A 12,351-nucleotide genomic window follows, 5' to 3' on the forward strand; every position below is an offset into this window, starting at 1 on the left:
ATTTTTTAGGACAGTTTCCATGCGCGCGAGTCGCTTTTTATTTGCAACGTTAAGAGAAACCCCGAACGATGCTGAGGTTATTTCACATCAGCTCATGCTTCGTGCCGGTATGATTCGTAAGTTGGCTTCAGGTCTATACACCTGGTTGCCGATGGGCGTTCGCGTATTAAATAAAGTTGAAGCGATCGTTCGCGAAGAAATGGACAAAGTCGGTTCACTTCAAGTCTATATGCCGGTGACACAACCTGCGTCTTTGTGGGAAGAATCAGGTCGTTATGTACAATACGGTCCTGAGCTTTTACGCTTCAACGACCGCCATGGCAACCCATTTGTTCTCGGTCCGACGCATGAAGAAGTGATCACTGACCTTGCACGTAACGAATTAAAAAGCTACAAGCAATTGCCTGCAAACTTTTACCAAGTACAAACCAAATTCCGTGACGAAATTCGGCCACGTTTTGGCGTAATGCGTTCACGTGAATTCATTATGAAAGATGCCTACTCTTTCCATGCCAACCAAGAATCACTGCAACAAACCTACGACGACATGTATGCAGCCTACTGCAAAATCTTCACCCGTCTTGGTTTAGATTTCCGTCCGGTTCAAGCAGATACTGGTTCAATTGGTGGTTCAGGTTCTCATGAATTCCACGTTTTGGCTTCAAGCGGTGAAGATGATATCGCTTTCTCGACTGAATCTGACTATGCAGCCAATATTGAAATGGCAGAAGCAGTACTTGTCGGTGAGCGTGCGGCACCGACACAAGAACTCAAACGGGTAGATACGCCAAATCAGAAAACTATTGCTGATGTATCTGCTTTCTTAGATACAGATCCTGCTCATTCAGTGAAAGCGTTATTGGTTCAAGGGGTTGTAGCGAAAGAAGGTCAAGAGGCACCAGTCGTTGCATTATTCCTTCGTGGCGATCACGAACTGAATGAAATTAAAGCTGAAAAACATCCTTTAATTGCTGCACCTTTAACATTTGCTACTGAAGAACAACTTCAAGCCCTTGGCTTAACTGCTGGCTTTGTTGGTCCTCAAGGTCTGGTCGAAAAAGGTATCACCGTTATTGTTGATCGTGCAGCATCCGTATTGTCTGATTTTGTTGCGGGTGCAAATGCAGCAGATCAACACGCAACAGGTGTAAACTGGGAACGTGATGCGCAGTTCACTGAAGTTTATGACCTACGTAACGTGGTTGAAGGCGATCCATCTCCAGATGGTAAAGGTACGCTTCAAATCAAACGTGGTATCGAAGTGGGGCATATCTTCCAGTTGGGTCAAAAATACTCTGAAGCTTTAGGTTGTAAAGTCTTGGGTGAAGATGGCAAACCATTCACTGTAACAATGGGGTGTTATGGTATTGGTGTAACGCGTGTAGTAGCTTCTGCAATCGAGCAGAACTTTGATGAGAAAGGCATTATCTGGCCAACTGCCATTGCACCGTTTGAAGTTGCCATTGTGCCGATGAATGCACACAAATCTCCACGAACTATGGAAGCTGCGGAAGCACTCTATGCTGAATTACAAGCTGCAGGTTTTGACGTATTACTTGATGACCGTAACGAACGTCCGGGCGTGAAATTCTCTGATCTTGAGCTGACAGGTATTCCACACCGTATTGTAATTGGCGAAAAAGGCTTAGATGCAGGTACGTTTGAATATAAAGGCCGTCGTGATGCTGAATCTGTAAATATCTCGAAAGAAGAATTATTGGCAAAAATTGCTAAATAATTTTGCTTTCTTATAAAAAATCCCGCGTAATGCGGGATTTTTTATAACTAAACTTAGCAGAATTTGTGTCCACCAAAGCAGTTCGGTTTAAAGTTCTGGCCTTGTAAAGTTAAATTAGTAAGAGGGAAATCAAGTAGCGCAGGATTTTTAATTTCCTTTACATCAAGTGCACTTCCTAGCACACAACCAAAAACCAGACTTCCACAATCTCGCACATTAGTGGTTAAATCATGGTTAATTCCTGCAATAGTTTGCTTTAAAACAGCATCTGAAATTGGCACACTATATGAAGGTGAAATACTTCCTAAATCCACTTCATCTTCCATTGCCAGCCACCACCCTTGTTTTGCCGCGACTGCTGCACCAGGCCATAAAATGCTTTGGGATTGCAAGGAGAGTGAAGCTGGATTATTTAAATATAAAGCATGAATAAGTCCGAGATTTTGTTTAACGGTAATGTCTGTCTGTAGCCCGGTTAAGTAGCCTGTAATATCTTTATCTAATTTTAATGCTCCATCCAATAATTCTGCTTTTAATGGTCCTTTAAAATCAATACGACCTACTGTCCCTGTCCCTTTTAGTACAACTTCTTTCATTCTTGTTCCTGACACTATCGTAGCAGGAATAGTAAAAGGTGCTGTTGTAGAATTTAACTGGAAAGCATAATTGCTAGATGTGTAATGTAAATCCAGAGGTAATGGTTGACCTAATATAGTGCCTTTTACCGTGCCCTCAATATTCATTCCAGTTGCAGCATAATCCATGACACGAGGAGCCGTTGTTGCAACTCCTGATGAGGATTTTGTTTTCATATAACCACTGAAACTGTTAATACCATTTGGTGTAGCACTATTTTCTGTCCCCATTGTCAATAGACCCGAAATCTTTTCCGCACTTAAACGAAAACCTAAAACTTCACGTGTAGACGCCTGATTTGGATTTTTTATGGCAAATTGTACAAATGGATTAGTAATCAGAGCTGAGGTCGCGGCACGATCCGCACCATTTGTAGGATTACCACTTAAGGCTATATGATCAATATCAATATCACAGCCGGTTGCACCATTAACACCGCCACACCCGAGCTGTAGCTTTTTTATATTGGCATTAATTTCCATCTCGGCTTCCAAGCCTAATTTATAAAATGAGATATTACTCTGGTCATAAGTAGCTCCTAGATTATCCATCTGGTTAAATCCAGACTGAACCTCCATTGACAATAAAGCCTGCCCATTGACTTCTGAGAGCTCTTGGTCTTCCAATGAGGTTAATGCAGATACCTGGCCACTTAGGCCCATCATAGCTACCACTAGACTTTTTAATATTATTTTTTTCATTTTTCTCATCCTGATTTTTAGCGTGGTGTGATTCCCATCGTGCTACGAATGGTTCCACCAGTCAGTGCAATACTTGCCATGTTTTGCATATTGCCATTGGTCGCCATGGCAAAATTGGTTTTAAATGGTGTTGCAATATTATTTTCATAATTGAGTTTGACCTGATTATCCAAAGTCACTGTATCTGCACTGACACGAACTTTTGCTTTGACACCCAAATGACCTTCCATCCGGTTAAAGTTAATTGACGAAGTTTTTAATACCCCGGCTGAATCAATATCTTCATTGGCAATACTAAAATAGCTGCCCAGATTATCTTTATTTGCAGTTTCTTCTGCGGTAAGGGGTCTAAACTTAAAATTTGCATCAAATGACAGGAAGTTGGTATCTGGTGAATCGCTGGTCGGATCCACTCCTGGAATGATGAGGAGCTCGCCGTTTCCATCAAGTTTAAAAGCAATATTAGTCAGGACATCATCACGTTTAGAAAAATTATCATGAGGCACATAGCTCCCGCATTTAGCGATCGATGCATTGGTACAATTATATTTAGATCCTGGTAATTGACCAATCGCAAGCTCAGCTTTGGCTCCAATCAGCAGCTTATCAGCGCGAATATAAATACCTTCATCTTTATAACTAATAATCCCTTCTGACTTGATCAAAGCATCGATATTCCTAAAACCAGCATAATAGTTAACTGCCTCACCATGATCGCCATTCTTGCCATCAATCAATATAATCGAGGTTGTGCTTGGTAAACCGGTTTTCTTGTCAATTCCATAGCCTTCTGTAGATGCCATAATGTTATACGCAATTGCTTGCTTATTGTTTGTTCCATAAGTCGTTCCAGACAAGGCAACATTGGCATTTAAATTATAAATAGGAATACCGATTCCCCATGAACCACCATCGCCACCAATTTCCGCTAAAGAGTTATCGGATATGAAACGTGCTTTAGCAGCAATGGACTGAAAATCCATTCCACGTACGGCGATATAGGCAAAATCCTCTCCATTCGTGGTGGTACTGAGTGTCTGTTTAAGTACAGTGCTACTACTACCTAAAGTCTTTTGCATATTTTCATTGATTATGAAATCGAGACTTTTTGCAGTAATGGTATTTATATATATATTTCCAAAGTCGATATAAGCATTTTTACCGTGTAAAGCACCGGCAGCATTACGTGTAGTCAAGGGTCTGAGCTTGGAGAATTGCACAGCATGGCTTCCCTTACCGGTATGACCAATCTCAAGTGTTGTAGGTGCCATAGTTGCTGGATGCCCGGTACTATTAGTACCTGTAAAATCTGCAGACAAGCCTAGATTCAACCCACCTTCTCCGACCAGGCCACTGTAACCTGTTGCAGCTTTGTCCTGACGTTCTAGTACACCATTCACCTTGTTACTAACATCAAAAGTACCTATCTGGGTTTGATCGGCACTCATCGATAATCTTGCGTTAGTGACTGCACCCGAAGCCCCTAAACGCATAATATTTTTACGTTCATTATTTGGCGTGTTATAACGCAAGTCAATATTAACCCCTGGATTGGTCGGATTAACCCGGTCAGCCGTGATATCAGTAATATCTTCAGCACGCTTTAGATCCACATAATGATCTTGACTGCCATTTCGTGTGGTCAGTACCACGCCTTCATCCGGGTCAATGTACATATATCCTTGACCCGCGAAGTTAAAGTTAAAGTCATTCAAAATCAGACTATTTTCACCTAATTTATGACTAATCGTGGCATTTTTAAGTTGAAAATCGATACTAGCAATTGAATCTTTATTAAATAGACCTGCACTGGTTTGTAATAGCACACTAAGCGGTGTAGAGGTACTAATCCCTAATGCCCCCAAAGTTTGATTAGATTGAGTACCCGTAGTCCGAATACTATTCGCAGATTGACTACATGGATTGGTCGTACAGGCGATCTTTACCAATTTTAAATCTGCAGTGGCTTGAAACGGTGAAACACTTGCAGCTAGCCGAAGTCCTGCCCCTTGTGAAGTGGCACCTACATCTATTTCAAGTTGACTAATGATTGGTTTATTATCTTTTCCAATAATCTCAACATTATGTAGACCTAAACCCATTTTAGTGTTGGCAGTTGGATTTGGATCATACCAATTGGCTTGAGCAATACTGGCTTTAGAAATTTCATGAGTAATCACCATACCATCTTGTCCAGTGACTTCACTCAATTCCTGCTCTTCAATAGTTTCAAGTGCATAACCTTGTTGTATAAGACACATGCATACCGTTAGCAATTTCAACTTTATTGTTGTTTTTTTCATTTTTATATCCTTATGCTGTACTTGACGTTGTTACTAACAACGACTTTGTGCTCCACCTGTACAGTTATAACCAAATATTTTCAAATTGCCTGACGTATGCAGATTTCCATGAACGTTCAACCCCATAAATCCTTTTTCAGCACCTTTATCAAATGAAGGAACATCTTGGGGCGCGGTTGTATAAGTTCCATCGGCATTATAGGTACGCCCTGTATACGTACTATAAACACCTGTATTGGCATAACCTTCCAAGGCGCCAGCACCTGTACCCGTTTCAATGGAAACTGTATTAAAGCCTAAATTACGGATCTTTAAAGGCTGGTGATCATAAAAGGTAATTTGCATCGCCGTTTGTGGTTCATTACGATGATTAATGATGGTTGTTCCATCGATCGAAAACTTATCAATCTGAATCGTGCCTTGAATGCCTTTAAAGACTAACCACTTTTTATTTCCATTGGCATCGACATGGTTATTCGGCGCTATTGCCAGACGGCAAAATTGTTTTGTTGCTCCACAAGCGGTGGGATCTAGAACATAAAATACTTCTAGCGGGTTGCCACTTCCATCAAGCCGAGAAATTTTATCTTTACTTAAATCTGTCGCATAAACATGGTTTAAAGATAAAGTCCAGTTAAGATCAGCTCCACCCTGCCCCACTGTATTGGTTAGTGCTTGCTGATCAAGGGCTTCCAATCCGGCAAGACTGGCCATAGAAGTACATAATAATGCACAGAGTGTTACTAATTTGGACATTCTTATACTCCCTTAAAGACCAGTTGTTCTAATTTTCAGATGCTGAATCAGGACACCATCAATGACAGCAGATCCAAAATTCTTACTTACACCCTCAGTATTTTTAAATACGATTCCTGTTGAATTCACACCATCCTTGGCACGCAGCATATTTGTTCCTGAGATACGCTCTGTAGTCCCTATTGAGATACTACTGTGAGTCGCATTACGCCCTTGATAAAGTGCGGTGGTATCTGACACATTATTTTTAATCGGTGTACCACAACTATAGACATTACAGGTCGAACCCTTTAAATCTGTTGTACCCAATCCGCCCCCATAATTTTGATAAATTTGATTATAAATAGCAGGAATATTGGGAATACGTGTCACTTCTAAAATAATATTATTGCCTTCTGAACCGACAACGAAAGGCTGGTACATATTACCAAGCACCAAGTTAATATTTGGACTATAGAGATATAAGCCCTCAGAATCATGAAATATAGGAGCATCACTTCCATTCAAGGCCGGGGTCGGGACATTACCATCAAGTGCATCTGTTTTTGCTGCGGTACTTAGACGTATACCCTTACTGTTAAGATTGTTATCGCTACTGCTTAGAGTTTCTGGTCGATCATTGGTATTCAGACGAACAATACTCGCCATACCCAATGTTTGGCTGTAATTCTTATTGTCAGATTCTAAGGTTTGGAATAACCGAACTTGCGAGCCATTAAAACTCAGACCATTGGCAATAAATTGAGTTCTTAATCGATAATTTGTGTCAAGGCCTGAAGTTGGTCCACCTGTTATAGAATTTACAGCATTCGAGGAGTTAAGCTCACGTGCAAAGATATCACTCCAGAAGCCTAGCTTGATATTATTATCACTTTCGACCCCTGCAATTGGACTTAATGGGGCTTCCAAAGCGATATAGCCTACATCTTTAGCAGCGCCCTTAAACTGTGTGACGTTTTCAGTTCCTGCCCGGAATAACCAAGGATTATCTGCTGACCCCCAGCTAAAACCCTGATTACTGTATCGTGTGCTTAAAGAACCATCGCTTTTCGATAATGCCAGACCATAAATAAATACATCGGCTTTAGTTCTTAAAGTGCTCACAGAGCTTTTAGCAGCTTCAGTTTTAGCAGCCTGATCTGCTCTAGCAATGATTTCAGCCATAGCAGCACTATCTGCATCTTTCATCATTCCGGCTAGAGCAGCTTCCAATTTTTTGTTGTATTCTGCTTTAACTAGTTCAATAATTCTTGCATCTACAATTGCTCCAATAATATTCTGCCTATCAACCGCCGTACTCCATTCAGTATTTGGAATCTGCTGATTAGCATTTTGCCCATATAGAAATTGAATCATTTCAAGGGTATTTAAATTTGCATATTCATCAGACTTATTTGGTCGCAGTGGCGTTAATTCATATTCTGTTGTGCCATCATGCTTGATATCATAATCAATACCTGGTGAGGTATTACCTGCACCATTATAATAATCATCACGACGTTGGTCATAATAGGCTTTCATAAAGTCTGTATTATAATAATAATCAACTAATTCTTGCTTAAATGCGTCCCGGTTAGCTTGTGTGTCATAAGTATTCTTAATCGTATTATAGTTATCATTATAAAAATCAGTTTTTAAGGTATCAAAGGCTTGCTGATACTCAGTTGCATAATTCTGCGTTCTTTCAACATGAAAAGCATTATCATATGTAGATTTATAAACTTTGTCGTATACACGCTGCCCAAGTTGGTTGTAATTCTCACCCGTCGGGATAATACGAATAAAGCCTGTATCTGCTTGTCCGGGGTTTTCAATGCCTCTGGCATAACTAGAACTAGCAGAAAGATCTTTAGGACCTTGAAACACCATTTTAAAATCATCAAGTACCAGCGCAACACCCTCACCGGTGGTGTCAGAAAGAGAAGAATCTGATAATTCCTGCATCGCATGTGCAGAAGGCAACAGGCTGAAACCGATTGTCATCGCCAAATAACTTTTGCGAAATTTAAATATATCTTTTATCTGAGCCATCTCACTCTTTCCTTTTTATTCGATGCTCCGCACCTTATGCTTCGGCTTCCCAGCCGCCAATCTTTGATTTTTTATAATGCATCGCATCTTTTTTATGGTTATGCGGAATCCATTATGCTGATTTTTGATACAGATGCCAAAGCCAATTAGGCGAAAAATAGCAGTTTCCGATAAATGAAAATCTCAAAAAAATAAACGGGACATAAAGTCCCGTCATTCAATATTTTAAAACAATTAGGTCTTCGGCAAAGTAACGCCTGTCTGACCTTGATATTTACCACCACGATCTTTATATGAGGTTTCACAGACTTCATCAGATTCAAAAAACAGCATCTGCGCTACACCTTCACCTGCATAAATACGCGCAGGAAGATTGGTAGTATTTGAAAACTCTAAAGTGACGTGTCCTTCCCACTCTGGCTCAAGCGGAGTCACGTTAACAATGATGCCACAACGCGCATAAGTAGACTTGCCCAAGCACACGGTCAAGACATTACGTGGAATGCGGAAATATTCGATGGTACGCGCCAAAGCAAACGAGTTAGGCGGAATGATACAGACATCCGACTCGATATCAATAAAGCTGCGTTCATCAAAGTTCTTCGGATCGACAATTGCAGAATGCACATTGGTGAATACTTTAAATTCACGTGCACAACGCACGTCATAACCATAGCTGGATACGCCATACGAAATCAGCTTTTGACCATTTTCATCCAAACGTACCTGGTTTTCTGCATACGGTTCAATCATGCCGTGTTTTTCGCTCATTTCGCGAATCCAACGATCAGACTTAATTGCCATTGATATAATCCAAAAATCTTAAAAACAAGTTATTGCGACGTACTTTAACTGAAATTGACACTAATGAAAATAAGTGAAAGGCTTAGAGCTCAAGTTACCAAAAAACTGCTGATCGAGATCAGCTTATAAACTTAAAAGTGCAGAATAGCTTAAAGGAATGGAAAAGCTCATTAATACCAGCGAAGCCGTTTTCTGCAGGTTTTTCTGATTGAGCCAGCGACTGTTTTTTCTGGCCAGGATTGAACCCAGAAAAGTCCAGAAGAATGCAATCGGGATCAACAGAAGCAAGAAAACCAGCATATGAGTCACATAATGTTGGCCGCTTTTCCAGACAATGACAGGAAAGATCGCTGAGGCAAATAAAAGTGCTTTAGGATTAAGCAAGGTTGCCAAAAATAATTCTCGTGCGCGAATCGAGACATTTTCAAGATTTTCGCTTATTTCTGCAGTCCGCCATAATTTCACAGCGAGAAATAGAATATAGCCAGCACTAAAAAGTTTGAGAATGGTCGGTAAAAGCGGAAGATGAACGGAAATTTTTCCGATCAGAATGCCCCATAAGCTAATGGCAATCAGATAACCAAAGGCTTCCGCAGGAATTAAACGAAATGTTTTTTTAAATCCGACCTGAATGCCTGAAGATGCCAATAAGGTATTGGTTGGGCCTGGTGTTAAAAGAATGGTTGCCACTAAACCAATAAAAAACCATGAAATCATAGTTTGACCTCGCTCTAATCCGAGTAGCATAGAAGAATTCGGTCAGTGCTGCAAAAAAATAATTGTAAGAGAACATATGATCTAAAATTTAAATTTATTTATTTTAATTAATTCAAATGTTTATATAAGCTTTCAGGATAAACACCCGATAGTCATTTCAGTCAATTTCGATCATTTAAATCGAGCTAATTTTAAAAATAAGAAATAAGAAGCCCTAGCTTTTAGCTAAGGCTTAAATATCTGAATTGTCTGTAGAATTAAAAAATTCGACTATGGTCTTTCTCTGCTTTAGGTAACTGCGCTGCAATTTTCTCTGCAATCAGCATATAGCTTTCTGCAGCAGCATCTCCCGCGATCACTGACGGCGTTCCAGCATCGGCATTTTCACGAATTTTAGCATCCAAAGGTAAACGACCCAATAATGGGACTTGATATTGCTCAGACAGTTTATCGCCACCGCCTGTACCAAAAATCTGTTCCTCAAAACCACAATTTGAGCAGATATGGGTCGACATGTTTTCAATCACGCCCATGATCGGAATCTGCACGCGGTTAAACAATTCGATGCCTTTGGTCGCATCCAGCAATGCCACGTTTTGTGGTGTCGTCACAATCACTGCACCCGTCACCGGAATACGCTGCGCGAGAGTTAACTGGATATCACCTGTGCCAGGTGGCATATCAATCATCAGCACATCAAGGTCTGGCCATAGGGTCTGATTGAATAACTGCATTAATGCACCCGTGGCTTTTGGACCACGCCAGGCGACTGGAGTATTGTGATCTCCAGTTAAATGGCCAATTGATAATACCGCCATCCCATAGGCTTCGATAGGGACAAACTGCTCTGCTTCGATCATTGGCGTTTTGCCGGCATTGCCGAGCATAGTCGGAATACTTGGGCCGTAAATATCGGCATCTAGTACGCCTACGCGCAGGCCTAATTTCTGTAGAGCCAAAGCCAGATTTACAGTCGTGGTCGATTTACCTACGCCACCTTTACCAGATGACACCAGAATCACATTTTGAATCCTTGGGTGTTTTGGAACATCACGCTGTTGCGGCGCAGCTTTTTGAATAGGTGGATTATTTGGATCAGCTTCTTCTGTTTTTGCAGGCTGTGCCGACGCATCAACCACAGGGGGAAGATTGGGTTTTGCTTCCGCTTTAGGCTCGCTTGAACAGTTTTCACCTTCAGCATGGTTATGCCCGCAACCCCCTTCTTTCTTATGTCCAGTTTTCTGCTGAATCACATGCATATTCAGTTCTTGAATACCACATTTTTGCAAAGCTTCCGCCAGTTCATCATGAATCTGTTGCAGCTGCGCTTTTTCTTCTGGATAGGTATTCAAAGTGATTTGCAGAATCTCACCCTGTACATTGACCTGCGTAATACGATCTTTCAAGGCATTGCTGGAATTTGGCAAGATATAGTTTTGCAGTACGTTTTGCACAGCTTCTTCGTTCACCTCCTTGGAAGGCGAAAAAACCGATTTAAGCGAAGAAAGCCAAGACATAGGTTACTCCAAAAATGTAGATCGACATCTGAATCGCTTAGTTTAACGGGGTTTTAGGCGAAGGTTAAGCACTGTATTGGAGAAGATGAAAGAGATATCTTCAATTTCCAACCATTTTACTCGGTTTTGTGAAATATTTTATGGAATCTTGGTGAATAGAAATAATGAAAGAAAAGAGAGATGGACTATTTTGATGTAATAAATTTTTTTATTTATCTCGAGCGTGTTAAGCCACTTTAACCTTCTGTGATTAAAGTGGCTTAACGATCACAGACTATTTATGATTTTTATTGTTTTCAGATTTGTCCTGTTGATCCTTGGTATTTTTATCCTGATCTTGTTTCGATTCATCCTTTTTAGACTGAGAGTTGCTTTCTGAATCTGTATCTTTGGCATCTTGCTGCTGATCAGCATCACCTTCCTTTGATTGATTATCCTTCATTTTGTGCATCGTATCAGTTGCCATCTGTTTCAGTTCAGCGAACTTAACCGAGGCTTCACTGAATAAGTCTGTGATTTTCTGTCTGGTATCTTCAAACTTATGCATGGCTTCATCTTTTAAATTTGCCATACCTGCCTGCTGATCGGTCTGACCATCTTTAGCATTTTGTTTATCTGACTTGTTAGATGACTTATCTTGAGAGGTATGATCCGCTTTGGCTTTTTTCGCATCATCCGAACCTTGCTCAGCATTTTGCTGGTTGTCAGATTTGCCATGTTTCAGCTCATTCAGAAGCTTTTCACCTTTTTGCAATAGCTCTTCACCAATCGCTATCGCTTTGGCTTTTAAGTCATCCATCTTAAAGCTTTCAGTTTTTTTATCAGACTGGTTCTCTTGAGAACTGTCTTTTTGCGCTGATTGCTCAGCATTTTCATCTTTGCCGTTGTGCTGGGTATCAGACTTCTGATCAGCATGAATCTGGGCACTTTGCCCGTTCTTATGTTCCTGATTATGCTGTTTATCCAGCTCGTTTTGCTTTTGCTCTTTTGCAAGCTGATCATTCAATTCGCGTGCATGTTGTTCTTTATCTTGATTTTGCTTCGACGTATTGTTTTGGTTCTGCTGAGTCATGAGGTACCCTCCTTAGGCATATCATATAAACAATCAGCCATTTTTTTAGCACAAAGCATCACGCGAATCGGGCGAA

General features: G+C 40.7%; 9 protein-coding genes. 1 reads left to right on the forward strand and 8 read right to left on the reverse strand.

Annotation, left to right across the window (positions count from 1 at the left end; translation table 11 throughout):
• Window positions 1-19 precede the first annotated feature (19 nt).
• Window positions 20-1,738 carry a proline--tRNA ligase gene (locus F891_RS11685; RefSeq protein WP_005263567.1) on the forward strand — a complete coding sequence of 573 codons (1,719 nt, stop codon included), beginning with the start codon at window positions 20-22 and terminating at the stop codon, window positions 1,736-1,738.
• 53 nt (window positions 1,739-1,791) lie between these two features.
• On the opposite strand, the gene F891_RS11690 is transcribed toward F891_RS11685, so the two are convergent.
• The 8 genes from F891_RS11690 to F891_RS11725 all read right to left on the reverse strand — a co-directional run bounded on the left by F891_RS11690 (window position 1,792) and on the right by F891_RS11725 (window position 12,275).
• The gene (locus F891_RS11690) at window positions 1,792-3,075 is read right to left on the reverse strand and encodes a hypothetical protein (RefSeq protein WP_005106243.1); all 1,284 of its coding nucleotides are present in this window, start codon (window positions 3,073-3,075) and stop codon (window positions 1,792-1,794) included.
• Between the two features lie 17 nt (window positions 3,076-3,092).
• Window positions 3,093-5,378: a hypothetical protein gene (locus tag F891_RS11695; RefSeq protein WP_005263568.1), complete on the reverse strand. Its 2,286-nt coding sequence runs from the start codon at window positions 5,376-5,378 to the stop codon at window positions 3,093-3,095.
• 33 nt (window positions 5,379-5,411) lie between these two features.
• The gene (locus F891_RS11700; RefSeq protein WP_004280723.1) at window positions 5,412-6,134 is read right to left on the reverse strand and encodes a hypothetical protein; all 723 of its coding nucleotides are present in this window, start codon (window positions 6,132-6,134) and stop codon (window positions 5,412-5,414) included.
• A gap of 12 nt (window positions 6,135-6,146) precedes the next feature.
• Complete coding sequence (locus F891_RS11705; RefSeq protein WP_005263570.1) at window positions 6,147-8,165, reverse strand: hypothetical protein; 2,019 nt, start codon at window positions 8,163-8,165, stop codon at window positions 6,147-6,149.
• A gap of 234 nt (window positions 8,166-8,399) precedes the next feature.
• The gene (dcd, locus tag F891_RS11710) at window positions 8,400-8,969 is read right to left on the reverse strand and encodes a dCTP deaminase (protein WP_004280726.1); all 570 of its coding nucleotides are present in this window, start codon (window positions 8,967-8,969) and stop codon (window positions 8,400-8,402) included.
• Between the two features lie 123 nt (window positions 8,970-9,092).
• A complete protein-coding gene (locus tag F891_RS11715; RefSeq protein ID WP_004732019.1) occupies window positions 9,093-9,686 on the reverse strand; it encodes a LysE family translocator in 594 nt (197 codons plus the stop codon).
• Window positions 9,687-9,943: 257 nt separating this feature from the next.
• Entirely contained in the window at window positions 9,944-11,203 is a 1,260-nt protein-coding gene (gene apbC, locus F891_RS11720) for an iron-sulfur cluster carrier protein ApbC (RefSeq protein WP_004645854.1), read from the reverse strand.
• Between the two features lie 274 nt (window positions 11,204-11,477).
• Window positions 11,478-12,275, reverse strand: a complete 798-nt coding sequence (locus F891_RS11725; RefSeq protein WP_005263571.1) for a putative sodium/potassium/calcium exchanger — start codon at window positions 12,273-12,275, stop codon at window positions 11,478-11,480.
• Window positions 12,276-12,351: the final 76 nt, after the last annotated feature.

Source organism: Acinetobacter sp. CIP 101966 (assembly GCF_000369725.1).
GTDB classification, from domain to species: domain Bacteria; phylum Pseudomonadota; class Gammaproteobacteria; order Pseudomonadales; family Moraxellaceae; genus Acinetobacter; species Acinetobacter lwoffii_Q.